This is a genomic window from Thalassolituus alkanivorans (assembly GCF_020447205.1).
Taxonomy (GTDB): Bacteria; Pseudomonadota; Gammaproteobacteria; order Pseudomonadales; family Oceanobacteraceae; genus Venatoribacter; species Venatoribacter alkanivorans.
This window is the reverse complement of sequence record NZ_JAJAEL010000008.1, coordinates 16,425-41,481: the sequence shown is the minus strand read 5'-3', so window position 1 is coordinate 41,481 and position 25,057 is coordinate 16,425. Positions and strand designations below refer to the sequence as shown.

Sequence of the window (25,057 nt, the reverse complement as noted above, 5' to 3'; positions counted from 1 at the left end):
TTTTTTTTGCTCAGAAACAGGCGTTACCCAGCCTGCCCGCTCAGGCTTTGTTTCACACCCGCCAGCCATTGCTGCAGTACCGGTTCACGGTAGGCCTGAGCCAGTCGCTGCAGTTCGTCATTCGGGGTGGTGCGGTGAACGTAGAGCAGAAACTCCGTCACGTCGCGCTGCAGACCGGCCTGCCAGTTTTCCGGTGGCTGCCAGTCGCGCAGCACCGCCTGCAGTTGCGGATACACACTGCTGCGGGTAACGCTGAGCAAGGCCGAGAACTGCATGGCTTCGTCCAGCTGCTTAATCAGCGCTACCCGCGCAGGTGCTGGCGGCTGCTGACGCAGACGGCTGATATAGTCCTGATAGTTACGGCTGTTCTGATCGGCAATGGCGCTGAGTTCTTTGTTACGCGCATTCTGCAGACGACGGCTGTTCAGCGTGCTCTGCAGCAGTTCGCGCTGCTGATCATCGAGAGAGGCCAGCGCACTGGCCAGAGTGTTCTGCAGAGCGTCCGGCGCCCACAGCGGCGTCAGCCGGTCGACAACATCGTACTGAAAACCGAGCGGAGCCTGGGTTTCATTCAGAACCTGCTGCGCCAGATTACGTGCCTGTTCCCCCAGTCCCTGCAGACCAGAAGCGCCGATAATGGCTTCGAGCTGTTGCTGCGCCTGCTCGGCGGCCTGTTGCCTTGCCAGCTCCTCAGCACTCAGCTGAGCATCCGCTTCAGCATTGCTTGCCACCGGCATGGATATGGCACTAATTCCCTGCGCGGCATTAATACCGCCCTGCTCCGCACTGATTGCCGGCATCGCTATCGTGCTGACCAGCAGCACGGCCAGCATAGAACGCTGCATCTTCAATTCTGTTCTCCCGCTTTGGGGTTGTTGTAAGTGTCATGGTCAAGCGCCCCTTCACTGCGCGCCACCACCACCGAAACCATAGCATCGCCGGTAACATTCACGGCGGTGCGCATCATATCGAGAATCCGGTCAACGCCGATAATCAGCGCGATCCCTTCGACCGGTAATTGTACCTGTTCCAGCACCAGCGCCAGAGTAACAAGGCCAACCCCCGGCACACCGGCGGTACCGATTGAGGCCAGCATGGCGGTCAGTACCACCAGCAGATACTGGCTCAGAGTCAGGTCAATACCATAGGCCTGGGCAATAAAGGCTGTCGCCACGCCCTGCATAATCGCCGTGCCATCCATATTGATGGTTGCCCCCAGTGGGACGGAGAACGCCGCCACACGATTCTGAACCCCGAGACGCTGCTCAACCGCACGCAGGGTAACGGGCACCGTGGCCGTACTGGAGGCGGTGCTGAAGGCAAATAACTGCACATTGCGCATTTTACGCAGAAAAACTCTCGGTGACAGACCAGACAGGCCTTTCAGCAATAAGGGGTAAACCACAAAGCCATGCAATAACAACACGCTGGTGACGGTCAGCATATAGAGCGCCAGATCACCGACCTTACCAATCCCCTGTTCGGCAAACAGGGTAAACAGCAAACAGAACACACCGTAGGGCGCGAAGCTCATCAGCAGCGTAACCAGCTTCATCAGCACTTCGTTCCAGTCGTTAAAATGGCTGCCAATGCGCTCACCGTATTCACCGGCACGGCCAATGGCCACACCGATCAGCAGGGCAAAAACAATCACCTGCAGCATGGTACCTTCGGCCATCGCCTGCACCGGATTGCTGGGGAAAATATTGGCCAGCACGTCGATCAGCGCCATCGGCTGCGGCGGCACATAATCGCCCCCGGTGTTCTTATCGACACCGGCACCGGGTTGCCACCAGCCAGCCAGCAGCAGCGCCAGCGAAATCGCCAGACCGGTGGTCGCCAGATAGAGCACGATGGTTTTCAGACTCAGGCGACCGAGAGAGCCCTGATCGCGCAAATGACAGACACCACAGACCAGCGATACAAACACCAGCGGCACCACCAGCACTTTCAGGCTGGCAATAAAGATTTTGCCGCCCAGCAGAAACAGCCCATGGGTAAGAAAATCATCAAGGAAGTAGTGCAGATATCCCTGCCACACAGGGTCACTCAGCAGGTCAGGAATCAGCAGCAAACGCTGGGTCAGACTGCCCAGCAGAATGGCAGCGGTCATGGCTATCAGAATCTGACGAGTAAGGCTCATACGGATATCCTATTGGCCGGGCCGCCGCGACCAGAGCCGGACGGTAAAGCAAAACCGCGGACGGTGCCGCGGTTTTTATGTTGTTATTTTTTTTTCGGTTTCAGGTATTTGCTCACACCCTGGAACCACATGACCAGTGACAGATCACCGGCAATTTTAATGTCTTTATCCTGAATGCCTTTCATAAAAGCATTTTTGTCTTTCGACGTCAGGATACGCAGACCAGTATCAGCGTTTTTGAAGCTGATGGTAAAGGCCGGATTTTTATGCGCCTTACGCTTGCTGCGTACGCTGTTGTCGGCAACGACATAGTGACGGACGATACCGCCATCTTCGGTCTGCAGCTGAAACGCAAAATCTTTGCCTTCCAGTTGCTTACGGAAATCAGGATTTTTACGCGCCGCTTTTTTCATCAGCAGGCCCAGGGCCCACAGCAGCAGTTGGAACTTGATCATGACACGTCCTCGGAATGGTAGAGAAAAAGAGTCTCTCAGGATTCCGGTTGTTCGGTGATGTCGCCTGCATCCTGAAAGAGGCGCGATTGTGCCAGAGCCGGCATACATTGCAAAAGACCTTCTTTACCTAAGCGGCGCATATGCTGGCGATTACGTTCAGGAATACGTTCCGGACGGCTGACACTGGCCAGCGCCTGCTCGATATCCGCCTCGCGGATAATATGCAGCATCGGGTAGGGAGAACGGTTGGTAAAGTGGCTCATATCGTCTTCATCCTCACCTTCAAACAGGTAATGCGGATGAAAACTGGCCAGTTGCAGTACGCCTTCATAACCCATCTGAGCCAGCAGATTGTCGCAAATCAGCAGCCAGTTCCAATACAGGTCAAAGTTGTCAAAGCAGGAAGGTACAACAAATAACGCAGTGGGTAATTGCGCCGCATCGGCCTCGGCAACCTCACGCAGCAGTTCCATAAACTGCAGGGTGGCCTGCTCCGGGTCGGAGCTGTCACAGACATCGATACGCAGGGAATCAAAAACAGGAGCGGCAAAGGGGCAGAGCCCCTCGCCGATAACCAGCTGCTTAACCCATTCCCGGGTCAGCAGCTTTGCAGTGCTTATTGCACGGCCTCTTTCAGACCTTTACCAGGCTTGAATGCCGGTACTTTGGCTGCAGCGATGGTGATTGGAGCACCAGTCTGAGGGTTTTTACCCTGACGTTCAGCGCGCTGACGCACTTCGAAAGTACCGAAACCGATCAGGCTGACAGAGTCGCCTTCACTCAACGCTTTAGCAATCTGATCGGTGATCACGGTGATCACTTCTGCTGCTTTTTCTTTGCTCAGATCTGCTTTTTCAGCGATGGCCGCGGCCAGTTCTGGTTTACGCATGGATGATTATCCTTATTGGGCTGTAGTGGTCCCCGATTCCCCGGGGAGAACGTTATCCCCTGCCAATAGCAGGGGAGCGTGAAGTAACGAGAGGTCAGGGCAGAATAGCCGGCAGCTCTTTGTTGAGTGCTACTTTATTCATAACCCTGGCTCCGGTCAAAGCATAGCCGAGCAATTCGCCGTTTTCGTTGCGGAACTCGGCCTGAACGTCGGCTCCGTCACACTCTGTCTGCCACATACCTGAAACGCCCGGTGCCGGTGGCGAAACCACCACAGGTACAACCGGGGTTTTCACCGTGACCGGCATCACGCCATAGCTCACATCCGTTGCTTCACCGGCCAGGGTTTTGGCCAGCGCGCGGGCGGATGCCATCAGCGGCAGCACATACAGCAGCACACGGCCTTCGACCTCAGCACAGTCGCCCAGCGCGTAGATATCCGCTTCGCTGGTCTGCAGCTGACGGTTAACCACGATACCGTGATTCACCTGCAGGCCGGCTTTAATCGCCAGGTCCAGACGCGGACGCAGACCAATAGCAGATACCACAACGTCGGTTTTCAGAGTCTCGCCATTACTCAGGGTCGCGCTCAGCTCATCGCCATCGTGCACGATACGGCTGACCAGCGGGCCAAGATGGAAACGTACGCCCATGCCTTCCAGACCCTGCTGAACGGCATTGGCGGCTTCCGTTGGCAACAGTGATGGCAGCAGCTGCTCACATGGCGCAACCACGTCGATATCAAAACCACCGTTGGCCATATCGTTGGCGTATTCACAGCCAATCAGGCCGGCACCCATGATCAGTACCCGCTTTTTGCCATCGGCAGCGGCACGGAAACGGGCGTAATCTTCGAGATCGTTGATGGAATAAATACGATCACCGGCATCACCTTCCACCCGCGGACGGATCACTTCCGCGCCCCAGGCCAGCACCAGTTTGCTGTATTCAACCGGCTCTTCGCCGATAAACACTTTATGTGCCGCCGCATCGATATGGGTTACGCGGGTATTGGTGCGGATAACAATATTCAGCTGTTCGGCCATCGCCGCGGCACTGGCCATCGCCAGTTCATCGGCGGTTTTGTTCTTGCCGAAGCCTGTGGATAACATCGGCTTGGAGTAATTACGCCCGTCGTCGGCGGTAATCATCAGAATATTCTGCTGCGGCGCCAGCTTACGCAGTTCTTTGACCAGGTTATAACCGGCCAGCCCGGTTCCGATCACTACAATCGGGGCAGTATTCTCATTCATAGACTTTTATCCGGATGGAGACAGGTGAGAAAAGGACAGGAAGTGCGGAAGCACTTCCCGGATATTGAGCGGGGAGGGATCAGATTTCTACCATCTCGAAGTCTTCTTTACCCACACCGCAATCAGGACAAATAAAGTCTGCGGGTACATCTTCCCAGCGGGTTCCCGGTGCCAGACCTTCTTCCGGAGCGCCCAGCTCTTCATCATAAATCCAGCCGCAAACAACACATTGCCACTTTTTCATACTATTACCTTAAAAAATACCGATTTTCAGAAAGGCGCTAAAACTACTCAGCCGCCGGGGGAAAATCAACGGTCAATTCCGGGCATTTGCCAACCGCGATTGGCCAGCCAGGCCCGCCCGGACTTGCCTGACGCCCCGATTTAGCGCATCCTGCGCGCCTGAAATGATCCCCGGTTTACCGGATGTCTGCGTCTCCACCGAGCCCGTTCATGAAGGCATTGTCCTCCCTGCATACGCCGGCGATTCCGTCTCTGGCACCTGTGCTGCACCCATCTGCTCCGTCATGGTCCAGCCGTAACCGGCGCCGGGCGTTCTCTCTACCACCCGTCTGGCGCGACTGGTTGCTGAACGAACAATCGCTGACGGCGCGCCTCAGCGCCCTGCGCCCGGGCACCTTCAATGTACAGGTACTGGCGCAGTATTACGGCGAACCGACCACGGTCGAGCGTCAGGCCCTGAAGCTGTATGGCAATCAGCGGTTATGGATCAGGGAAGTGATTTTGCGTCTCGGCGATGTGCCCCTGGTGTACGCCCGCACAGCGGTTCCCCTGAGCACCCTGACCAACAGCGAACGGCGCCTGCAGGCACTGGGCTCACGCTCACTGGGCAGTTATCTGTTCAGCCAGCCGTCGCTGCGCCGCACGCCACTGCAGGTCAGCCACTGCAAAGCCAATGCACTGGGGTTAGAATGGTCACGGCGTTCGGTATTTACCCTGCACGGTAAGCCACTCATGGTGTCGGAAGCGTTTTCCCGGCGCCTGACCGAATTTCTCTGAAGGGCAGACCGGCCCCCGGCAAGAAGAAGAACTGTTATGTCCGCATTAACCCAACTGCTTGATCGTCACTGGCCGTCCCGCTGGGCACGCTGGCAGGACTGGATTGCCATTACCCGTCTCGACCGCCCGATCGGTTCTTACCTGCTGCTCGGACCAACGCTGTGGGCTTTATGGATTGCCGCGGCCGGCGTACCCGACCTGAATCTGTTGCTGATTTTCACCGCCGGTGTGTTTCTGATGCGCTCCGCTGGCTGCATCATCAATGACTTTGCCGACCGCAAAGTCGACGGCCATGTTAAACGCACCGCTGACCGGCCGCTGGCCACCGGCCGCATGACCAGCAAACAGGCGCTGACCGGCTTCGCTGTGCTGGTTTTACTGGCCTTCCTGCTGGTGCTGCTGACCAATACCTTCACCATTATGCTGTCGTTTGCCGCCCTTGGGCTGGCGTCGCTCTACCCTTTTATGAAGCGTTACACCCACCTGCCGCAGGTGTTTCTTGGTGCCGCTTATTCCTGCGCCATTCCGATGGCCTTCGCCGCGCAGAGCAACGAAATTCCGGCCGTTGCCTGGCTGCTGTATATCGCCAACCTGTGCTGGACCGTGGCTTACGACACTATGTATGCCATGGTCGACCGCGATGACGACCTGAAGATCGGCATCAAATCCACCGCGGTACTGTTCGCCGAACTGGATCTGGCAATGATTGCTCTGCTTCAGGGTATAACGCTGTTCTGCCTGTTGGCTGCGGGTAACCAGCTGGCGCTGAGCTGGCCGTTTTATGTTGGTCTGCTGTGCGGCGCGCTCTTCTTTGCTTCGCAGTTATGGCAGATCCGCTCACGCGGCCGGGAGGTTTGTTTTACAGCTTTCCGCCAGAGTTACTGGTTTGGCCTGATTATCTGGGCCGGCCTCGCAGGCCATTACCTGCTCGCCTGAAGCGCATTCTGCCCGGGCGTTCTCCGAGCACCTCCGCACAGAATGTGCAGAAAGTTCCGCCAATCGGTCGTTACTGAGTCAGTTGTCACATCCCTGTAACATTGCACCAGTGTAATACCAGCGCAATACGGGATTGTGACACTTGCGTGACGACAACTATGACTAAAGCAGGCAAGACGGTATTAATCGTCGATGATGAAGCGCCAATCCGCGAGATGATCGCGGTCGCCCTGGAAATGGCAGGCTACGAGTGTATGGAAGCCGCCAGCGTTCAGGAGGCCCATGCTCATATCGTCGATAATAAACCAGATATGATTTTGCTCGACTGGATGCTGCCCGGCACCAGCGGCGTGGAGTTTGCGCGCCGTCTGAAACGGGATGATCTGACCGCCGAGCTGCCAATTATTATGCTCACCGCCAAAGGCGAAGAAGACAACAAAGTACAGGGGCTGGAAGCCGGTGCGGATGATTACATCACCAAACCCTTTTCCCCGCGTGAACTGGTTGCACGCCTGAAAGCCGTGCTGCGCCGCGCCACACCACAGGGGATTGAAGAGCCTATCGATGTCGGTGGCCTGATGCTGGACCCGGTCTGCCACCGCGTAACCTCACACAGCAGCCCGATCGATATCGGCCCGACCGAATACCGTCTGCTGCAGTTCTTTATGACCCATCAGGAGCGTGCCTATTCACGCGCTCAGCTGCTGGATCAGGTGTGGGGAGGCAATGTGTATGTCGAGGAGCGTACTGTTGATGTACATATCCGCCGCCTGCGCAAAGCATTGGGAGAAACCCACGAGCATCTGATTCAGACCGTTCGCGGCACCGGCTACCGCTTCTCGACCAAAGCGTCCTGAAACCGATGAGCCCGGTCTGGCGCAGGGAATTGCGCCGCCTGTGCTATCTGCTGCTGCTCGCACTGAGTATCGGCTTCAGCTTTCACCAGCCTGGTACAGCGCTAGCAATGGCACTGGCTGGTTATACCGCCTGGCAATGGCTGCAACTGTCGCGCCTGCAGCACTGGTTGCAACAGGGCCAGAGCACACCGCTGCCACGCACCGTCGGCGTCTGGGGCGCGGTTTTCAGCGAAACCCAGAGGCTGCAACAACGCAGCAGCAAGCATCAGCAGAAACTGCAGGCCATCATCAACCGCATTCAGGATTCCACTGCAGCCCTGCAGGATGCCGTACTCATGGTCGACAGCCACGGCAATCTGGAATGGTGGAATCATGCCGCCAGCAAATTTCTCGGACTGCGGGCGCCGGTCGATGTCGGCCAGCCCATTACCAACCTGATCCGCAACCCGGCTTTTAACGACTACTTTAATCACGGCGAGTATGACGAGCCGCTGGAGATAAAGTCACCGGTTAACAGCCGCATTCATCTGCAATTCAACATTACCCAGTTTGGCCGTAAAGACCGGCTGCTGGTCGTACATGACATTACCCGTCTGAAGCAACTGGAGCAGATGCGCAAAGACTTTGTTGCCAACGTCAGCCACGAATTACGTACGCCACTGACCGTGGTATCCGGTTACGTCGAAACCATGGCCAGTGTCAGCGATCAGCTGCCGCCACGCTGGGGACGTATGCTGGCGCAGATGAGCGAGCAGAGCGCGCGTATGGAAGCGTTAATCAAAGATCTGCTGATGCTGTCACGGCTGGAAACCACCCAGCAGGAACAGCCACAGGCGGTGGCGATTGAACCGCTGCTGGCCAGCATTGCCGCTGATGCCCGGGCACTGAGTCATGAGCGCGGCCACGACATCCGTCTCAGCATCGACTGCCCGGTACAGTTACTGGGCTACGCCGACGAACTGCGCAGCGCTTTCTCCAATCTGGTGTTCAACGCGGTAAAATACACGCCGGATGGCGGCAAAGTGGAGTTAAGCTGGTACTGCAACGATGACGGCGCTTTTTTTGCGGTGCGCGATAATGGCAGCGGCATTGAGGCGCATCATTTACCACGCCTGACCGAACGTTTTTATCGCGCGGACCCAAGCCGCAACAAAGCCACCGGCGGTACCGGACTGGGTCTGGCCATCGTCAAACATGTGCTGTTACGCCATGAAGGGGAGTTGCTGATCGAAAGCGAACCGGGCAAAGGCAGCTGTTTTACCTGCCATTTCAAACCGCAGAAGCTGGTTGGCTGTATGCCTGAACATAAAAAAGCGGGCACCGAAGTAAACCCGGTGGAAGCGCTGACTGCTCAGCGCACCTTGGCGATAAAACGTGACAGCGTTGCCAGCTTTTCCGGGTCGTCATCAACGTAGCGGATCAGCATCTGAATGGTCTGTGCATCAGGATGGGGTTCCTGTGCCTGCATCATGCGTACATAACCGTTAATACGGGCGACATCGCCGCTGTCCTGATCAACAATATCCAGCACGACCTGCTCCAGCAAAGCCGGTAACGGCCCCTCACGACGAAAGACGCCGATCAGCTCCTGCAGGCTGATATCTTTAATCACCAGTTTGGCGCTGCCACCCGAGCCAAAACGTACACTGGCCAGACCGCGGGCCTTGGCGGCACTTTTGCGGGCTGGAGCGGCCTGCTCACCCATTAATACGGATGCGCCGCCCAGGTCAGCAGCAGCAACGGTTTTCGGTTCAGCCATGGCTTTAGGCGTTGCGCCCATCAGCACGGATGCGCCGCCCAGATCTCCGCCGGCCACCTTGGCCGCTCCGCCAACGCTGGCAGCGCCCAGCACATCAGCAGAACCATTGCCGGCTGCCGTTTTACTCTCGCCCTGATTGGGGCGGATTTTCAGATGTTTGTAGACCAGTTTGGCCAGCTTACCGACGAAATTTTCGCGCGTGAAAGGCTTGCCGATATATTCCGAGACGCCCGCCTCCACTGCTTTCAGCACGTGATCGCGTTCGCCGCGACTGGTGATCATCATAAAAGGGACTTTTTTGTAGCGCTCATCGGCGCGCATCCACTGCAGAACCTCAATGCCTGAAACTTCCGGCATTTCCCAGTCGCACAACACCAGATTGATGCTCTTGCCATTCATGATGCTGATGGCCTTACGGCCATCGACAGCTTCATGTAATTCGCAGCCCGGGTAAGTGTCACGGACTGCTTTTTTTACCAGATCGCGGATAAATGCTGCGTCATCAACGACCAGAATGTTCAGTGCTGCCATCGGCTAACCTTTGCCTGTGGGTATCCCCTTCAGCATAGCCGAATCCGCCGACATTGCCCGGCTGCCCCAACCGCTCAAGACGCAGGCGGGTTGCACCGATCACCGCCGCCGGCATCACAAACCAGTTCACCAGCGGAATCATCATCAGAAAGGCCACCACCGCGCCAAAACTCAGCACGGTGAGGTTGTCGCCAGCCATGGCTTTACGCATCTCGGCAAAACTGCGGCCATGATTATCAAAGGAATAATCGATGTACTGCAGCGCCACCACCCAGCTGCCGAACCAGAACCACAGTAACGGGCTGGCCAGATTCAGGCCGGGAATAAAACTCAGCACCAGCAACAGCAGGTAACGCGGCAACAGATAACCCAGCTTGGTCAGCTCGCGGCCAAAGGTGCGGCGGATCATCTTCAGCACAGGCTCTTCCGGCAGCACGATACCCGCACGGCGTTCGACCTGTTCGCTCAGCAAACCATTAAGGGGACTGCCCAGCGTGACCAGCAGGGTACTGAAGAAATACGCCATCACCAGCAGCATGGTCAGCAGTGCCAGTGGCATCAGTAACCAGTACAACCATTCCAGCCAGCCCGGCAGCCAGGCCACCAGGGATTCAATCCAGCCATTCAGCTTGCTTCCGCCCCACCAGCTGGCGGCACTCATCACGACGATATTCAGCAGTAATGGCAAAGCAACAAAGCGGCGCAGGCCCGGCTCGCGTAACGAGAGGAAGCCCTGCCATAAGTAATGCCAGCCAATAAATGGGTTGCCGTTCATAGATAGCTCCGTGCATCAATCCGGGCGCTTTTATACAATGCATCCCTTTGAATAACCACCCAACAACCCGTGCTGCTGACAGTTAAAAGCGGCCAATCTGAACCGGAGAACCGTGCCCGTGACGCCGCAACGTCTGGAGAGAATTCATCAAACCCTGAGCCTGCGCCAACCCGATTTAACCGTACTGACCGACGAGGTGCATAAAGACCGCAACCTGTCGGCCATCGTCCGTACCTGCGATGCCTTTGCTGTGCCCGAAGTCCACTGTGTCTGGCCCGGAGATCAGTACCGCCTGCGCCGCAACCAGACCGCCGGAGCGGGCTCCTGGGTCGATGTACAAACCCACCCTTCTATTGATACCGCCATAGAACACCTGCAGGAGCAGGGCTTTACCGTCTGCGCCGCCCACTTCAGCGACCGCGCAGTCGACTTCCGCGATTATGATTTCACCCGCCCAACCGCACTGATGCTCGGTAATGAGAAAGAAGGTATCAGTGCCCAGGCCGCCGGGCTGGCCGACGAGCATCTGATCATCCCGATGCAGGGCATGGTGCAATCCTTTAACGTATCGGTTGCTGCAGCGATCATTCTCAGTGAGGCCCAACGCCAGCGTGAGGCAGCCGGGTTGTTTGACGAAAACCGCCTGGATGAAGAAACCTACCAGCGCTTACTGTTTGAATGGTGCCAGCCCACTATTACCAAACTCTGCCACAAATATAAGCTGCCTTACCCGGAGCTGGGAGAGGACGGAGAACTGGTGGACCCTCAGGGATTTTCTGCTCTGGTCAACGGCCGCAGCTGATATTCCCAGCTCAGGTCACGGTTATTGAACCGCATCTGTGCCAAAGGAATGCGCTGATAGCGGAAATCCTGCTGCCAGAACTGCAACAGGCCCTGCTCAAAGCGGCGCGGAATCTGTGCACCCAGTAATACCACGCGCAGCGCTTTCGGTGGCAGCCGCAACAGCCACTGGCGCTGCTGACCAACCTGAATGGACTTATCCACAGACTCGCGCGCGCAGATCAGGCGCTGCTCCGCCAGAGGCGCCTGAGCCGCCGGGTCACAGCACAGACTATCGGGCAGCCGTGACGCTCTTGATGTCTGGTAACTGACGGGCTGAAACTGCGCATCCTGCCACAGCTGGGGATCAATCCCTAACCAGATACCGTGAAAACCACCCGTCTGCTGCCAGGCTAACGGACAATAGGGGTCGCTGAAAAAACGTTGCAGCAACCAGTCCTCAGGTTTGCCGATATCCTCTTCTGCCCGCGCTTTACGCTGGGCAACCAATGCCGCTTCTATATCTGCACGCTTGCTCTCCGCCTGACGCAGAAAATCATCGCGGCTGATCAGGCTGCGCAGGTTATCCGGCAGGCGTTCGTATTCGGCATGCATATGTGTCAGATAATCTTCCGCAGCAATGCGTAGCGGCGCTGCCTGAGCAGGAGGCGGCAATAACCAGGGCAGTCCACTGGCGGTTGCCGGTAATAATGGAATAAATCCACGCTTCAGCAGTGGAATGGCTTCTTCTCCTAAAGGCAGATATACCAATTCCGGCGGCAGACTGAGGGTATTACTCATAAAAACGCATGACTCCTGAAGAACCGTCGACAGATAAACGCCCGCCCCCTTGTGCGATATATCTCACAAGACAGTGCGACATCTGGGTAAAAAGCACTGGATGCGACGGAAGAAACGACACAGAAAAAATGTAAGGCATTGATTTGTAATAACTTTTTAAAAGCACGCTATATCTGATTAACCACAGTATAGAAAACCTGGGCTATCCCAGAAGGTCGATTCTGCTATCTTTAATTCCACAAGGACGAACGCACTGCCGGGATGGCAGTGATCAGGAAGATAGCGCTAAGGATTGCAGTCACGGATAGATAGTCGGCGAAGGATCGCTGGTCAGGGATGAGCAACCGCGAAGGATAGCGGCAAGGATGAACGAAGACTAGGACGCCAGGATGGCGCTAGGGTGCTGTGGCGGTCAGGACAGGATGTCCTGACCGCCCGATTTTTTTGGGGCACGCGAAATTTTTGCTGTACCCACTTCACTCCCTCAATCCCCGGCAACAGCCCAATCGCAGACTTCTTCTGCATTATTAGTCAGCGGCTGTGATAACGCTCTGCCAGTAAACCAACACCGACAAAAGCCCCCACTACCACACTCAGAAACATCCCCGATGACAGCGTGCGTAAATAGCTGTCGAGTACCGGCGTCAGCCACACCGACAAGGCACCATAGCCAAACGTACACAACGCAATAAAGACCCCGACACGCACCCAGATGGGATGTGGACGCACTAACCGGCGTACCAGATCGTTGATCGTATCGCCAAAAATAACCAACAGGGTTGCTACCAGCGCCAGCGCTATATCATCGGTATGTGGCCGGACATGGCTGGCGAGGGTCTGAATCAGGGTCATGCAGGTTCTCCGTCAGGTGAATAAATCTGTCCGCTGAAAGCAAAGCAGACAGGCATCACATTAGTCCGAAAGAACAGCCTGTTCCATTTCTGTTACGAATAAAAACTGAACGTTAACTAAACAGCGTGGTGTTCCATCACCGCTGTGCCATTCTGGAGATGTGCAGTAAAGGACATAATAAGGAACTGCGGACATGAATGAACTTCCTCACCGCCTGGGACAACTGCTGTTGCAGCAGCAGAGTATTACAGAAGAGCAATTACAACAGGCGTTGAGCTATCAGGCGCAGAACCCCTGTCAGCTCGGGCAGGCATTGATTCAGCTGGGATTTATCGATGAGCGTGCCCTGCGTGGCGTGTTGCGCCGCCAGCGCTGGCTTAAGCCTTGTGCAGCCTGCTTTGCCCTTATCGCTCCCTTCTCAATGACCTGGGCGGATGAAGACAAAGAAGCCGCTTTCAGCAGTGACTGGCTGGAAGCCAGCCACTGGGATCTGGTTGATGATGAGCGTGTAACAGAACATTCGTCATCGGTTGATCTGATGAAGTTTGTTGCGCTGACCGCCTGGGATATTTATCAGGGCGAACCAGTGCCCGGAGAAGTGCGTTATAACGTCAGCCAGACCAACAATAAAGGCTACAGCCTGGAATTATCGATGCGTTTCTGAATACCACCACGCCCGAAAAGCATAAAAAAAGCCCGTCCAATGGACGGGCTTTTTAATTTGGTGCCGGCACCAAGAGTCGAACTCGGGACCTACTGATTACAAGTCAGTTGCTCTACCGACTGAGCTATACCGGCTAAGTGGGCGGGGATATTACTGACCTGCCTCTGCCCCGTCAACCGCTTTTTTGGCTAAGCCTATGAAAATTATCGCTTTATCGTGTTTTCAGTCAAAACAGCTATATTCCGGCCACAATCCGACGGATTAACACGCCTGATGGGCGGTTTGCTCTGTGCATTGGCAGACATAACCGTCTGCCCGGGCCGATTAAATTTAGGGTGAACAGTGCTTAATAAAACTGTCACAATCAGCATCGGAAATTTGCCGTAGAATCGAGGACCCTTATGAGCGGTGGCTATATTCTCGTTGTCGATGACGAGCCTGCAATTTGCGATATGATCCGAACCTGCCTTGAACTCGCAGGCTTCCGTGTGAAGCTATCTGCCAATGGCCATCTGGCCCATCAGATGATCGTCAATGAACGTCCGGATCTGGTAATCGCCGACTGGATGATGCCAATGCTTTCTGGAATTGAGCTGACCCGCCGGCTGAAGCGTGATGAGCTTACCGCCGATATTCCGGTCATTATGCTGACCGCCCGGGCCGACGAAGACGACCGTATCAGCGGCCTCGACAGTGGCGCCGATGACTATATTCTCAAGCCGTTCTCCACCCGTGAGCTGATAGCCCGAATCCGCGCCGTATTACGCCGCACCAATGCGCTGATTGATGACGTGCCGGTGAAGGCCGGTAAGCTCAGCCTTGACCGTTCTTCCCAGAACGCCAGTATCAGCGGTCAGCCTGTTACTCTTGGCCCGCTGGAATTCCGTTTGCTGGAATTTTTCATGCTCCACCCCAATCGCGTATACTCCCGCGCCCAATTACTGGACCGGGTCTGGGGCGGCAATGTCTACATTGATGACCGCACGGTGGATGTGCATATCCGGCGTCTGCGTAAAGCGTTATCGATCGATGATCAGGAACAGATGATTCAGACCGTACGCGGTGCCGGTTACCGTTTTTCTCCGTCCGATGAAGTAAAAAGCTAAGGGGAAGTGTGTGCAGCAGGTTGCCTGGCAACGTGAGTTTTTCCGTATTCTGGTCGTGGTTGGACTGGGTTTTGCGCTTGGCTGGTCGTCGGGCCATGCCATCTGGGGGCTTATCCTCGGCCTGTTAACGGCCCAGGTTATGGCCTTCCGCGCAATGGCCAGCCTGTACCGCTGGAGTTACCGCCAGGGTCCGCCACCACAGGACAGCGGCCTGATTGGTTACAGCGTGGATAAACTGATCCGCCGCGAAAAGAACCTGAAAAACAAACTGGCACAGCAGGCCGTGCAACTGCAGCGTTATAACCAGGGTATTGAATCGCTGCATGATGGTGTTGTAATCATCGGTCAGGAAGGCTACATCACCAACTTCAACGGTTCGGCTTCCCGCCTGCTCGGTCTGCGCAAAGAAGACAGCGGCCAGCACATCACCAACTTAATCCGTAATCCACGTTTCACCCGTTATTTTAACGAAGGCGATTACAGCTCTTCTCTGCAGTTTGATGTCAGTCATCGTAAGCAATTCAGCCTGCAGATTCAGATCACCCAGTTTGGCCTCGACCAGAAAGTCATGCTGGTGAAAGACATCACCGAGCGTAAGCGGGTGGAAACCATGCGGCAGAATTTTATTGCCGACGTCTCGCACGAGCTGCGCACTCCCTTAACCGTCATTAATGGTTATCTGGAAATGCTCGGTGATATGGAGTTACCGCCCAGCCTGCAAAAAGCTATCTCGCAGATGAATGGCCAGGGTCAGCGTATGAAGAGTCTGGTCAACGACCTGATTGAGCTGTCCAAGCTGGAAAGCGCCAACACAGAACAGCTGGGTGACTGGTTTAACCTGCAGCAGCTGGGCTACTCGGTGGTTGACCAACTGCAGGCTTACAGCGAAAACCGCATCGTCTTTAAATGCACGCAGCAGATTGAGATTCAGGGCTTCAGTGATGAAATGAGTTCGATACTGACCAACCTGCTGACCAATGCCATTAAATACGGCGGCGAAGGCAAAATTGAATTTGCCATCCGTTCAGGCTTTGACGGCGTAAAAGTAAGTATCAGCGATAGTGGCCCCGGCATCCCGGCACAGCATATCAGCCGGCTGACCGAACGCTTTTATCGTGTTGACGATTCGCGTGAATCCACCGTCGGTGGTTCCGGTCTGGGACTGGCCATCGTTAAACACGCTCTGGAGCATCACGATACCGTGCTGGATATCGAATCAACGCTGGGTAAAGGCAGCACGTTCAGTTTTATTATTTCTTCCGACCGCAGCCGGGTTGTGGAAAAAGACTGAGTATTTAACGCCTTAACGCGGACACAAAAAAAGCGCCTTAACGGCGCTTTTTTGTTTCTGCTTTCAGCATCGACACATGCCGCTATCAGAATTTGTATTCCAGACCCGCACCGTAGTACTGAGCGTTTACGCTTTCGTCATCAGACTCTTCGCTGGTTGCATAAACAAAGGTCTTGGCATTTTTAGCCAGCTTGTAATCAGCACCCAGACTGTAGCTCACGCCACCTTCTTTCTTAATATCAGACGCGCCGTACTGAGCCTTCAGCGTTACGTCAGACGTTGCTTTGAATGCTGCAGAGGCCATCCAGCCTTCTTCAGAGTTGCCATCAGTGTCCAGAGTTTCCCACAGCGCGCCCAGCTGCACCGCGCCCACTTTGTACTGACCAACCACACGCTGAGCGTCAACTTTCTCACCGTTTACTTCGTTGTCATAGGCATAGGCTACGTAAATATCGCCACGGGTATACGCCAGAGACGCTGACAGGCCGTTGTTTGTGTCTTCATCTTCGGAGTTCAGATGATCAACAGTTGCAACCAGACCGGCAAAAGACGGGGAGGTATACTGCACACTGTTCTTTGAGCGGTTTTCGCTTTTGGAAATGATGTTTTTGATATCACCACGCAGATCGTTAAACAGATCGACTTTGTTCTGTACGCTTTTGAACGGTGTATCAAACATACCGGCCTGCACACGGCCAAAACCACCTTCGATACCGATAAAGGTATTACGCTGAGACAGGGTAGAGTCGTACTCGAATTTGTCCCCGTTATCGTCTTCGCCTTTCAGTTTTTTTGCACCATTATCAGCAAATACTTCATATTCAACTTGGTATACAGCCTTCAGGCCATGCTCCAGAGCAATCTTACCTTTCACACCCAGGCGGGATGCATTGGAGTTCAGCTGAGAGAAGTTACCGGCGTTTTCTGGCTGCACAAATTCCTGAGTGACGTTGATCTTGCCGTAGAATTCCGGCTTTTCAATTTCAAGATTAATGGTTTCAGCCTGAACCAGAACCGGAGAGGCGATAGCGAGAGATAAGGCGATTTTTTTCATAATGAGTCCTGAATAATGTCGTGCAGTGTTATGGCCCATTACCGGTAAGTGCCGTATCAGGCAACAGGCTGGCCGATAGGTGACAATTCTGTTTCAGTTACATTACAGAATTATGACATCAACAACATTTATTGCAGCCAGATGACAATTCCGTGAATGTTTTATGAATATACCTCCCGGCTATCTGTCTAAGTTAAGCCCAGATACGCCACTTTGCTTTATTCCGGTGCGTACAATCCTGACTTGTATCCACAAAAAAGCCCGCACTGAGGCGGGCTTTGATATTCAGTCAGCGTACAAAAATCACTCTTTGTTGGCCTGTTCTTCTATTTCAGTCAGTGAGCTGTGGCGAACGTCGGTTCCTTTCACCAGATAAATCACCTGCTCCGAAATGTTACGGGCGTGATCACCAATACGTTCGATGGCACGCAGAATCCACAGGATATTGATCGCCTGACCGATAGAGCGCGGATCTTCCATCATATAAGTGATCAGTTCACGCAGGGCCGAAGCGTACTGCTGGTCGACCAGTTTATCGTTGCGCACAACGTCAATGGCGCCATCCACATCGTGACGGGCGAAAGCATCCAGTGCACCGGAAATCATTTTCACAACTTCAGCGCCCATATAACGCATCGCCTGCTGACACAGCTGGTTGCTGCTGTTATCGGCAACTTCCAGAGTGTGAATGGCAATCTTGCTGGCTTCGTCACCAATACGCTCAAGATCGCGCACAACGCGGGATACTGCCAGTACCATGCGCAGGTCAGAAGCAGCCGGCTGGCGACGCACCAGAATCTGCGTGCACTCGTGGTCGATGTTCACTTCCATCTTATCCACTTCGTCTTCACGGCGGATAACATCATCGGCCACACGGGTATCACCGCTGCAGATAGCCTCAATTGCATTAGCCACCTGACGCTCGACCAGACCACCCATACCCATCATATGGTTGCGGATCGCTTCCAGATCAGCGTTAAACTGTCCGGAAATATGCTGGTTAAAATTCATTTCCATTGTCGCGTCCCCTTACCCGAAACGGCCGGTGATATAGGCTTCTGTTAATGTGTGCTGAGGCGTCGTAAACACCTGATCGGTCGGGTTTACTTCAATCAGCTGACCAAGGTGGAAATACGCCGTACGCTGTGACACCCGCGCAGCCTGCTGCATAGAGTGGGTAACGATGGCGATGGTGTAATTCTCACGCAGTTCGTCGATCAGTTCTTCAATCTTAGCCGTTGCAATCGGATCCAGCGCTGAGCAGGGTTCATCCATCAGAATCACTTCCGGATCGACCGCAATAGTGCGGGCGATACACAGACGCTGTTGCTGACCACCGGACAAACCTGTGCCGGGTGAGTGCAGACGATCTTTTACTTCATTCCACAGGCCTGCACGCTGCAGACTTTTTTCCACGATCTCATCCAGGTCAACACGTGAATGCGCCAGGCCGTGAATTCGCGGGCCATAGGCGATGTTGTCATAAATGGATTTCGGAAACGGGTTCGGCTTCTGGAACACCATACCAACCCGCGCACGTAAAGGCACGACATCCACTTTCGGATCGTAAATATTTTCACCGTCGAGCAGAATTTCACCACTGATACGGCAGATATCGATGGTGTCATTCATACGGTTCAGACAACGCAGGAAGGTCGATTTACCACAACCGGACGGGCCGATCAGGGCAATCACTTCGTTGGCACCGATATCCAGGCTGACATCAAAAATGGCCTGTTTTTCACCGTAAAAAACGCCGACATCACGGGCCTTTAATTTCGGATTTTCACAAAAAGCGGCGCCATTGGTTTTGTGGTTTTCGATGATGCTCATAATCTCTTTAATCCAATCAAATCGTTAATGTGTCAGACCACTTACCAGCGGCGTTCCAGACGACGGCGCAGCATCACCGCGGCGGTATTCATCGTCACCAGGAAGCCCAGCAGCACCATAATGGCACCGGACGTACGCTCCATAAAGGCACGCTCAGGACTGTCTGACCAAAGGAAAATCTGTACCGGCAATACGGTGGACGGGTCATTAATAAAACCTGGCACATCAACCACAAAGGCCACCATACCGATCATCAGCAGCGGTGCCGTTTCACCCAATGCCTGAGCCATACCAATAATGGTACCGGTCAGCATGCCCGGCAATGCCAGCGGCAATACGTGGTGAAAGACCACCTGCATTTTCGAAGCACCCAGACCAAAGGCCGCTTCGCGGATGGATGGCGGTACGGCTTTAATCGCTGCACGACCGGAAATAATAATGGTCGGCAAAGTCATCAGCGTCAGCACCAGACCACCGACCAGCGGGGTGGAACGTGCCACACCGAAAATATTAATAAAAATAGCCAGACCGAGCAGACCAAAAGTAATGGATGGCACCGCTGCAAGGTTATTGATATTAATTTCAACAAACTCGGTAATTTTGTTACGCGGAGCAAATTCTTCCAGATAAATAGCCGCCGCCACACCAATCGGGAACGACAGCAGAAAGGTAACCAGCAAGGTCAGGAAGGTACCGGTAATAGCACCACGGATACCGGCCAGCTCAGGCTCACGCGAATCACCGTTAACAAAGAACAAGGTGTTGAACTGGGTCTTCAGCATGTCCTGATCAATCCACTGCTCAAGCCATTTCACCTGAGTTTCACTCATACGGTTATTATGAAGCTCGGTTCCACGGTCATGTTTGAACCACTGATCAACATCGTCATCCGCAATCAGGTTAACACTCAGCTTCTTGCCCAATAACGACGGGTCTGCAATCACCGCTTCCTGCAGCTGCCAGGCTGCACCGGCACTGATCATGCTGTACAGCTGGCGGCGCTCACCGCGCCCCTGCGGCTGCACCATAGCTTTGAAGTGCTGCTTAATCAGACCTTCGAAATCAGCATTACGGATTTCCTGGTCATCGGCTTTTTTGTTAATACCGAGAAAGTCTGCATCGATCAGAATTTCGGTCTGAATAACCGTCTGACGGAACGCCGACGCACCTTTATTGATGATGTCGCCAAACAATCCCACCAGACACAGCAGACCAAACAACACCGATGCCATACCGTACGTGCGGAAACGCTTTTCCGCCGCACGGCGGCGCACCATGCTTTTTTCAACTTTTTCGCGGGTACTTAAAGAGGTATTAGTCATATTGTTCCCGATATTTCTGTACTACTTTCAGGGCAACGAAGTTGAGCGCCAGCGTCACCAGGAACAGCACCAGTCCCAACGCGAAGGCCGCCAATGTTTTCGGTGAATCGAATTCCTGGTCACCCACCAGCAGGGTTACGATCTGTACGGTTACGGTGGTCACCGAATCCAGCGGGTTAGCCGTCAGATTCGCAGCCAGACCGGCCGCCATGGCAACGATCATGGTTTCACCAATGGCACGCGATACCGCCAGCATAATGGCACCAACAATACCGGGCAGAGCTGCCGGAATAACCACTTCTTTAACGGTTTCGCTCTTGGTGGCACCCAGACCATAACTGCCATCGCGCAGCGATTGTGGCACGGCGTTGATCACGTCATCCGACAACGATGAAACGAACGGAATAATCATAATCCCCATCACCAGACCGGCGGCCAGCGCACTTTCCGACGATACCGTCAGCCCCATCGACTCACCCAGCTCACGGATCACCGGAGCCACCGTTAACGCGGCAAAGAAGCCGTACACAACGGTTGGAATACCAGCCAGAATTTCCAGCGCCGGTTTGGCGTACTGGCGGATAGTCGGCGTGGCGTATTCCGATAAATAAATCGCCGCCATCAGACCAACAGGCACCGCGATAAACATCGCGATTAAAGAAATAAGCAAGGTACCGGCAAACAGTGGTACCGCACCAAAACTGCCGGAGGAGCCGGATTGGTCGGCACGCAGAGCCACCTGAGGAGACCAGGTGGTGCCAAACAGAAATTCAAACGGGCTGACTTTACCGAAGAACTGCCACGCCTCGTACAGCACTGACGCCAGAATACCGAGGGTGGTCAGTACCGCCACACCGGAGCTGGCAAACAGCAGACGGCGGACAATGCTTTCAACCTCGGTACGGGCGCGCATATCGGCTTTAATGCGGCGCCAGGTTAACGCAATACCCAACAGCGCCAGCGACAACACCATGCCACTGTGCAACAGCAGAGTACGTTCCTGCAGTTCGATCAGATGGCGCACCGCCGGTTCCAGCTCCGGTGCCGCACTGATACCTGAACCAATAGCCAGGTTATGCACTTTGCTGATGGCCAGCTGAATATCAGACGAGCTGCCCTGCTGAATGGCTTCCGGCAGCTGGGCGATCAGCAGATGATCAATGACCGGCGCTTCGGCCAGCCCCCAGATTAGCAGTAATAACAGTGGCGGCAGGCCCGTCCACAGGGCCATCAACGCACCGTAGTGAGTTGGCAGTGAATGCAGGCGCATGCCTTGGCTGGCAATTGCCCGGGCCCGGTTCCGTCCCAGCAGATAAGCTCCGCCGAGAAGAATCAGAACCGCAATGATCAAGCTACTGTAATTCATGGGTCATTGATCTTTAAGTGGTTGTGACATGCAAAAGCCGAGGCGATTGCCTCGGCTTTTACCGCGGGTCTTCAGACCGCGCTCGCTGCTTACTTAGCGGCCAGCGGTGTCAGATTTTTCACAGTTTTCAGTACGCGGACACGTTCTTCATCCGTCATCGGGATCATGCCCTTATCTGCCAGGTAACCGTCTTCACCCATCGCACGCTCAGAGGTGAATTCAGCCAGATATTCTTCAATACCAGGGATTACGCCAACGTGTGCCTTCTTAACATAGAAGAACAGGGAGCGGCTGACCGGGTAAGAACCATCGGAGATCGCGTCAAAGGTCGGCAGTTTACCGTCAACGGTTGAACCCTGCACTTTATCTGCGTTCTGCTCCAGGAAGCTGAAGCCGAAGATACCGAATGCATCCGGGTTAGCGACCAGTTTCTGTACGATCAGGTTATCGTTTTCACCGGCTTCAACATAAGCGCCGTCTTCACGCAGACCATGACATACCGCTTTGTATTTGTTCTTGTCGCTGTCTTTCATCGCTTTGATGAATGGGAAAGCCTTACAACCACCTTCCATTGCCAGTTCTACGAAGGCATCACGGGTACCGGATGTTGGTGGTGGTCCCAGAACTTCGATTTTCTTCGCTGGCAGAGCAGGGTTTACGTCTTTCCAGGTTTTGTACGGGTTTTCGACCAGTGTGTCGGAACCGTCTTTAGCCGGAACCATTTTTGCCAGCGCCAGGAAGATATCCTTACGGGTCAGTTCCATATGTGGAGCCGCTGCTGTGTTGGCAAATACGATACCGTCATAGCCAACCATCACTTCAACGATCTCAGTTACACCATTTTTGGCGCACAGTTCGATTTCAGAAGATTTGATCGCACGGGAAGAGTTGGTGATATCCGGTGTCGCATCACCCACACCAGAACAGAACAGCTTCAGGCCGCCACCGGAACCGGTAGATTCAACTTTCGGAGTACGGAAGTTTGTTGCTTTGCCGAAACGCTCAGCCACAACGGTAGAGAACGGGTAAACAGTGGAGGAACCCACAATGCTGATGTAATCACGTTCAGCGTGAGCCGTAACACTTACGACAGATGCCAGCATTGCGGCGCCAGCTAACAGAGCTTTTTTCATCTTTGCTTCCTTTTGTATTCCGGTTGTTACCAATCCAGGAACAGCGTTGGCTATTGGATGAACGTGATTATTGGAGCGCAATGTTACAGAAATATGACAGGCAGGCAATTTATTACAACACCATGACAGTTGTGTGACACAGGAATCGGACTGCAAGCCGCATGTTCTGTGGGTATAATGCGCCGCCCGGGCCTGCTGCGCCCTTGTTCTGCCGCCAATAATAAGAGCACCCGATGACCCAGAACCTGCTGAATTCCCTGCTACAACTGAACCGGCTCACCCGGCTTATCGGCGAATCCGTACGCTGGCTGTCATTGCTGATGGTGATCTTTTCCTGTCTTGTGGTCGTGCTGCGCTACAGCTTCAATATCCCGTCCATTGCCTTACAGGAAGCGGTGATGTATCTGCATGCGTCGCTGTTTATGCTGGGCGCGGCCTATACCTGGCAGCAGGGCGGACATGTGCGGGTGGATGTGTTCTACCGCAACTGGTCGCCACAGCGTCAGGCCTGGGTAGACCGTCTCGGTATTCTGTTACTGGTACTGCCGGTGTGCCTGTTTATGCTCTGGGTCAGCTGGGATTACGTGGCCAACGCCTGGGCCATTGGCGAAAAATCGCCGGAAACCGGCGGCCTGCCCTTTGTTTATCTGCTCAAAAGCCTGATCGTCGCCCTGCCGCTGCTGATTATTCTGCAGGCGCTGGCCGAGCTGGCCAATACCTTCGTGCCACACACCGATGCACATGAAAGCGCGGAGGTAGAAAAGCACTATGGCTGAGTTAATGCCGCTGCTGTTATTTGTGCTGGTCTGCCTCGTTCTGATGTGTGGCTTTCCGGTGGCCTTTACCCTGGCCGGTACCTCGCTGCTGTTTGCCGGTGTCGGCGTATTAACCGGTACGCTGGATGATGCCTTCCTGCATGCGCTGCCGAACCGTATGTTCGGCATTCTCAGCAACCAGATCCTGATCGCGGTGCCGCTGTTTGTGTTTATGGGCGTGATGCTGGAGAAATCGCGTATCGCCGAACGTCTGTTGCGCAATATGGGCTTGCTGTTTGGCCCGGTGCGCGGTGGTCTGGGTTTTTCTGTGGTGATTGTTGGCATGCTGATGGCGGCCAGCACCGGTATTATTGGCGCCACCGTAGTGACCATGGGCCTGATCTCGTTGCCGACCATGCTGCGTCAGGGCTACAGTCCGGCGCTGGCAACCGGCAACATCTGCGCAACCGGCACGCTGGGGCAGATTATTCCGCCATCGACGGCGCTGATTATTCTTGGCGATGTGCTGTCCAGCTCGTACCAGCAGGCGCAATTGAAGATGGGTATTTTCAGCCCGGAAACCATCTCAGTGGCCGATTTATTTGTTGGTGCACTGATCCCCGGCCTGATGCTGGTTGCCGCTTATCTGCTGTACATCGGTCTGGTGGCTCTGTTCCGTCCACAAGCCGCACCGGCCGTCAGTGACCGGCCACCACTGGACAGCGCTTTTGTGCTCGAATTACTCAAAGGGTTGCTGCCACCACTAGCGCTGATTATCGCCGTGCTCGGCTCAATTCTGACCGGTATTGCTACCCCCACCGAAGCCGCCGGTATCGGTGCCGGTGGCGCCCTGCTGCTGGCCATTGCTTACCGCGAGTTTGATATTGCGCGTTTAAAAGAAGTGATGGATGCCACCCTGCAGGTCACCAGCATGGTGTTCCTGATCTTTATCGGGGCTGCGCTGTTCTCGCTGGTATTCCGCGGTTTTGGTGGCGAAGAGTTGGTGCATTCGGCCTTTACCAGCCTGCCTGGTGGAGTGTTCAGTGCCATGCTGATCGTGATGCTGGTGATCTTCCTGCTCGGCTTTATTCTCGATTTTATCGAGATCACCTTTGTGGTGGTGCCAATTGTTGCGCCGGTACTGCTGATGATGGGCGTCGACCCGGTCTGGCTGGGCATTATGATTGCCATTAATCTGCAGACCTCATTCCTCACGCCACCCTTTGGTTTTGCCCTGTTTTACCTGCGTGGTGTAGCGCCAAAAGAAATTGCCACCCGCACCATTTATCACGGCGTCATGCCTTTTATTGCCATTCAGCTGTTGATCCTGCTGCTGCTGGCCATCTTCCCGCAATTGGCCACTTGGTTACCGGATCAGCTCTATGGCTGATCCGGCCTGCCGCTAAAGTCGTATTGGCAGCGGATGTGCTGGGGGCAGAAAACCAGTACACTCCGCACAAAATAATTCCAACCAGGTAGAGCC

General features: G+C 54.6%; 27 protein-coding genes and 1 tRNA gene. 10 read left to right on the top strand and 18 right to left on the bottom strand.

Going from position 1 to position 25,057, the window contains the following annotated elements; translation table 11 throughout:
- Positions 1-23 precede the first annotated feature (23 nt).
- The 7 genes from LGT44_RS05730 to LGT44_RS05700 form a co-directional block, all read right to left on the bottom strand.
- On the bottom strand, positions 24-845 hold the full coding sequence (locus LGT44_RS05730) for a hypothetical protein (protein WP_230332186.1): 822 nt from the start codon (positions 843-845) through the stop codon (positions 24-26).
- A 2-nt stretch (positions 846-847) separates the two neighbouring features.
- Positions 848-2,143 (bottom strand): dicarboxylate/amino acid:cation symporter, encoded by a 1,296-nt coding sequence (locus LGT44_RS05725; protein WP_225691207.1) that lies wholly within the window; start codon positions 2,141-2,143, stop codon positions 848-850.
- Between the two features lie 83 nt (positions 2,144-2,226).
- A complete protein-coding gene (locus tag LGT44_RS05720) occupies positions 2,227-2,598 on the bottom strand; it encodes an SCP2 sterol-binding domain-containing protein (RefSeq protein WP_145467543.1) in 372 nt (123 codons plus the stop codon).
- A 35-nt stretch (positions 2,599-2,633) separates the two neighbouring features.
- On the bottom strand, positions 2,634-3,200 hold the full coding sequence (locus LGT44_RS05715) for a DUF1415 domain-containing protein (RefSeq protein WP_268866396.1): 567 nt from the start codon (positions 3,198-3,200) through the stop codon (positions 2,634-2,636).
- A gap of 14 nt (positions 3,201-3,214) precedes the next feature.
- On the bottom strand, positions 3,215-3,487 hold the full coding sequence (locus LGT44_RS05710; protein WP_145467539.1) for an HU family DNA-binding protein: 273 nt from the start codon (positions 3,485-3,487) through the stop codon (positions 3,215-3,217).
- Between the two features lie 94 nt (positions 3,488-3,581).
- Complete coding sequence (locus tag LGT44_RS05705; RefSeq protein ID WP_145467537.1) at positions 3,582-4,739, bottom strand: FAD-dependent oxidoreductase; 1,158 nt, start codon at positions 4,737-4,739, stop codon at positions 3,582-3,584.
- A 79-nt stretch (positions 4,740-4,818) separates the two neighbouring features.
- On the bottom strand, positions 4,819-4,983 hold the full coding sequence (locus tag LGT44_RS05700) for a rubredoxin (RefSeq protein ID WP_145467535.1): 165 nt from the start codon (positions 4,981-4,983) through the stop codon (positions 4,819-4,821).
- Between the two features lie 209 nt (positions 4,984-5,192).
- Here LGT44_RS05700 and LGT44_RS05695 point away from each other — a divergent pair, with 209 nt between their 5' ends.
- The 4 genes from LGT44_RS05695 (at position 5,193) to phoR (LGT44_RS05680) (ending at position 8,967) form a co-directional block, all read left to right on the top strand.
- Positions 5,193-5,759 (top strand): chorismate--pyruvate lyase family protein, encoded by a 567-nt coding sequence (locus tag LGT44_RS05695; RefSeq protein ID WP_230332187.1) that lies wholly within the window; start codon positions 5,193-5,195, stop codon positions 5,757-5,759.
- A 36-nt stretch (positions 5,760-5,795) separates the two neighbouring features.
- The gene (gene ubiA / locus LGT44_RS05690) at positions 5,796-6,695 is read left to right on the top strand and encodes a 4-hydroxybenzoate octaprenyltransferase (RefSeq protein ID WP_230332188.1); all 900 of its coding nucleotides are present in this window, start codon (positions 5,796-5,798) and stop codon (positions 6,693-6,695) included.
- Positions 6,696-6,853: 158 nt separating this feature from the next.
- The gene (phoB, locus tag LGT44_RS05685; protein ID WP_145467530.1) at positions 6,854-7,552 is read left to right on the top strand and encodes a phosphate regulon transcriptional regulator PhoB; all 699 of its coding nucleotides are present in this window, start codon (positions 6,854-6,856) and stop codon (positions 7,550-7,552) included.
- 5 nt (positions 7,553-7,557) lie between these two features.
- A complete protein-coding gene (gene phoR / locus LGT44_RS05680) occupies positions 7,558-8,967 on the top strand; it encodes a phosphate regulon sensor histidine kinase PhoR (protein WP_230332189.1) in 1,410 nt (469 codons plus the stop codon).
- On the opposite strand, the gene LGT44_RS05675 is transcribed toward phoR (LGT44_RS05680), so the two are convergent.
- On the bottom strand, positions 8,904-9,842 hold the full coding sequence (locus LGT44_RS05675; protein WP_145467526.1) for a response regulator: 939 nt from the start codon (positions 9,840-9,842) through the stop codon (positions 8,904-8,906). The genes phoR (LGT44_RS05680) and LGT44_RS05675 overlap by 64 nt on opposite strands.
- A complete protein-coding gene (cysZ, locus tag LGT44_RS05670) occupies positions 9,814-10,617 on the bottom strand; it encodes a sulfate transporter CysZ (RefSeq protein ID WP_230332190.1) in 804 nt (267 codons plus the stop codon). The genes LGT44_RS05675 and cysZ overlap by 29 nt, the downstream gene beginning before the upstream one ends.
- A 118-nt stretch (positions 10,618-10,735) precedes the next feature.
- Here cysZ and trmH point away from each other — a divergent pair, with 118 nt between their 5' ends.
- Positions 10,736-11,419 (top strand): tRNA (guanosine(18)-2'-O)-methyltransferase TrmH, encoded by a 684-nt coding sequence (trmH, locus tag LGT44_RS05665; protein ID WP_230332191.1) that lies wholly within the window; start codon positions 10,736-10,738, stop codon positions 11,417-11,419.
- On the opposite strand, the gene LGT44_RS05660 is transcribed toward trmH, so the two are convergent.
- On the bottom strand, positions 11,383-12,198 hold the full coding sequence (locus LGT44_RS05660; protein WP_230332192.1) for a hypothetical protein: 816 nt from the start codon (positions 12,196-12,198) through the stop codon (positions 11,383-11,385). The two genes, trmH and LGT44_RS05660, sit on opposite strands and share 37 nt — an antisense overlap.
- 531 nt (positions 12,199-12,729) lie before the next feature.
- Positions 12,730-13,050 carry a DUF3392 family protein gene (locus tag LGT44_RS05655; RefSeq protein WP_225691213.1) on the bottom strand — a complete coding sequence of 107 codons (321 nt, stop codon included), beginning with the start codon at positions 13,048-13,050 and terminating at the stop codon, positions 12,730-12,732.
- A 193-nt stretch (positions 13,051-13,243) separates the two neighbouring features.
- On the opposite strand from LGT44_RS05655, the gene LGT44_RS05650 reads away from it, so the two are divergent.
- On the top strand, positions 13,244-13,714 hold the full coding sequence (locus LGT44_RS05650) for a hypothetical protein (RefSeq protein WP_230332193.1): 471 nt from the start codon (positions 13,244-13,246) through the stop codon (positions 13,712-13,714).
- A gap of 58 nt (positions 13,715-13,772) precedes the next feature.
- Here the strand turns inward: LGT44_RS05650 and LGT44_RS05645 are convergent.
- Positions 13,773-13,848 (bottom strand) — tRNA-Thr (locus LGT44_RS05645).
- 267 nt (positions 13,849-14,115) lie between these two features.
- On the opposite strand from LGT44_RS05645, the gene phoB (LGT44_RS05640) reads away from it, so the two are divergent.
- The gene (phoB, locus tag LGT44_RS05640; protein WP_145467515.1) at positions 14,116-14,820 is read left to right on the top strand and encodes a phosphate regulon transcriptional regulator PhoB; all 705 of its coding nucleotides are present in this window, start codon (positions 14,116-14,118) and stop codon (positions 14,818-14,820) included.
- A gap of 10 nt (positions 14,821-14,830) precedes the next feature.
- Positions 14,831-16,111 carry a phosphate regulon sensor histidine kinase PhoR gene (gene phoR, locus LGT44_RS05635; protein WP_225691216.1) on the top strand — a complete coding sequence of 427 codons (1,281 nt, stop codon included), beginning with the start codon at positions 14,831-14,833 and terminating at the stop codon, positions 16,109-16,111.
- Between the two features lie 85 nt (positions 16,112-16,196).
- On the opposite strand, the gene LGT44_RS05630 is transcribed toward phoR (LGT44_RS05635), so the two are convergent.
- The 6 genes from LGT44_RS05630 to LGT44_RS05605 form a co-directional block, all read right to left on the bottom strand.
- On the bottom strand, positions 16,197-17,165 hold the full coding sequence (locus LGT44_RS05630) for a porin (RefSeq protein WP_230332194.1): 969 nt from the start codon (positions 17,163-17,165) through the stop codon (positions 16,197-16,199).
- 303 nt (positions 17,166-17,468) lie between these two features.
- On the bottom strand, positions 17,469-18,182 hold the full coding sequence (phoU, locus tag LGT44_RS05625) for a phosphate signaling complex protein PhoU (RefSeq protein ID WP_145467509.1): 714 nt from the start codon (positions 18,180-18,182) through the stop codon (positions 17,469-17,471).
- Between the two features lie 12 nt (positions 18,183-18,194).
- Positions 18,195-18,998 (bottom strand): phosphate ABC transporter ATP-binding protein PstB, encoded by an 804-nt coding sequence (gene pstB / locus LGT44_RS05620; protein WP_230332195.1) that lies wholly within the window; start codon positions 18,996-18,998, stop codon positions 18,195-18,197.
- Between the two features lie 41 nt (positions 18,999-19,039).
- On the bottom strand, positions 19,040-20,320 hold the full coding sequence (gene pstA, locus LGT44_RS05615) for a phosphate ABC transporter permease PstA (RefSeq protein ID WP_230332196.1): 1,281 nt from the start codon (positions 20,318-20,320) through the stop codon (positions 19,040-19,042).
- Positions 20,313-21,686: a phosphate ABC transporter permease subunit PstC gene (gene pstC / locus LGT44_RS05610; RefSeq protein ID WP_230332197.1), complete on the bottom strand. Its 1,374-nt coding sequence runs from the start codon at positions 21,684-21,686 to the stop codon at positions 20,313-20,315. The genes pstA and pstC overlap by 8 nt, the downstream gene beginning before the upstream one ends.
- An 89-nt stretch (positions 21,687-21,775) precedes the next feature.
- On the bottom strand, positions 21,776-22,819 hold the full coding sequence (locus tag LGT44_RS05605; RefSeq protein WP_230332198.1) for a PstS family phosphate ABC transporter substrate-binding protein: 1,044 nt from the start codon (positions 22,817-22,819) through the stop codon (positions 21,776-21,778).
- A 233-nt stretch (positions 22,820-23,052) separates the two neighbouring features.
- On the opposite strand from LGT44_RS05605, the gene LGT44_RS05600 reads away from it, so the two are divergent.
- On the top strand, positions 23,053-23,595 hold the full coding sequence (locus LGT44_RS05600) for a TRAP transporter small permease subunit (RefSeq protein ID WP_230332199.1): 543 nt from the start codon (positions 23,053-23,055) through the stop codon (positions 23,593-23,595).
- Positions 23,588-24,964: a TRAP transporter large permease gene (locus tag LGT44_RS05595; protein WP_230332200.1), complete on the top strand. Its 1,377-nt coding sequence runs from the start codon at positions 23,588-23,590 to the stop codon at positions 24,962-24,964. Before LGT44_RS05600 ends, LGT44_RS05595 begins: the two co-directional genes overlap by 8 nt.
- Positions 24,965-25,057: the final 93 nt, after the last annotated feature.

Coding starts and splice junctions, on each gene's coding strand:
- LGT44_RS05730 (WP_230332186.1), bottom strand. CDS start 845: ATGCAGCGTTCTATGCTGGCCGTGCTGCTGGTCAGCACGATAGCGATG.
- LGT44_RS05725 (WP_225691207.1), bottom strand. CDS start 2,143: ATGAGCCTTACTCGTCAGATTCTGATAGCCATGACCGCTGCCATTCTG.
- LGT44_RS05720 (WP_145467543.1), bottom strand. CDS start 2,598: ATGATCAAGTTCCAACTGCTGCTGTGGGCCCTGGGCCTGCTGATGAAA.
- LGT44_RS05710 (WP_145467539.1), bottom strand. CDS start 3,487: ATGCGTAAACCAGAACTGGCCGCGGCCATCGCTGAAAAAGCAGATCTG.
- LGT44_RS05705 (WP_145467537.1), bottom strand. CDS start 4,739: ATGAATGAGAATACTGCCCCGATTGTAGTGATCGGAACCGGGCTGGCC.
- LGT44_RS05700 (WP_145467535.1), bottom strand. CDS start 4,983: ATGAAAAAGTGGCAATGTGTTGTTTGCGGCTGGATTTATGATGAAGAG.
- LGT44_RS05695 (WP_230332187.1), top strand. CDS start 5,193: ATGAAGGCATTGTCCTCCCTGCATACGCCGGCGATTCCGTCTCTGGCA.
- ubiA (WP_230332188.1), top strand. CDS start 5,796: ATGTCCGCATTAACCCAACTGCTTGATCGTCACTGGCCGTCCCGCTGG.
- phoB (WP_145467530.1), top strand. CDS start 6,854: ATGACTAAAGCAGGCAAGACGGTATTAATCGTCGATGATGAAGCGCCA.
- phoR (WP_230332189.1), top strand. CDS start 7,558: ATGAGCCCGGTCTGGCGCAGGGAATTGCGCCGCCTGTGCTATCTGCTG.
- LGT44_RS05675 (WP_145467526.1), bottom strand. CDS start 9,842: ATGGCAGCACTGAACATTCTGGTCGTTGATGACGCAGCATTTATCCGC.
- cysZ (WP_230332190.1), bottom strand. CDS start 10,617: ATGAACGGCAACCCATTTATTGGCTGGCATTACTTATGGCAGGGCTTC.
- LGT44_RS05660 (WP_230332192.1), bottom strand. CDS start 12,198: ATGAGTAATACCCTCAGTCTGCCGCCGGAATTGGTATATCTGCCTTTA.
- LGT44_RS05655 (WP_225691213.1), bottom strand. CDS start 13,050: ATGACCCTGATTCAGACCCTCGCCAGCCATGTCCGGCCACATACCGAT.
- LGT44_RS05650 (WP_230332193.1), top strand. CDS start 13,244: ATGAATGAACTTCCTCACCGCCTGGGACAACTGCTGTTGCAGCAGCAG.
- phoB (WP_145467515.1), top strand. CDS start 14,116: ATGAGCGGTGGCTATATTCTCGTTGTCGATGACGAGCCTGCAATTTGC.
- LGT44_RS05630 (WP_230332194.1), bottom strand. CDS start 17,165: ATGAAAAAAATCGCCTTATCTCTCGCTATCGCCTCTCCGGTTCTGGTT.
- phoU (WP_145467509.1), bottom strand. CDS start 18,182: ATGGAAATGAATTTTAACCAGCATATTTCCGGACAGTTTAACGCTGAT.
- pstB (WP_230332195.1), bottom strand. CDS start 18,998: ATGAGCATCATCGAAAACCACAAAACCAATGGCGCCGCTTTTTGTGAA.
- pstA (WP_230332196.1), bottom strand. CDS start 20,320: ATGACTAATACCTCTTTAAGTACCCGCGAAAAAGTTGAAAAAAGCATG.
- pstC (WP_230332197.1), bottom strand. CDS start 21,686: ATGAATTACAGTAGCTTGATCATTGCGGTTCTGATTCTTCTCGGCGGA.
- LGT44_RS05605 (WP_230332198.1), bottom strand. CDS start 22,819: ATGAAAAAAGCTCTGTTAGCTGGCGCCGCAATGCTGGCATCTGTCGTA.
- LGT44_RS05600 (WP_230332199.1), top strand. CDS start 23,053: ATGACCCAGAACCTGCTGAATTCCCTGCTACAACTGAACCGGCTCACC.
- LGT44_RS05595 (WP_230332200.1), top strand. CDS start 23,588: ATGGCTGAGTTAATGCCGCTGCTGTTATTTGTGCTGGTCTGCCTCGTT.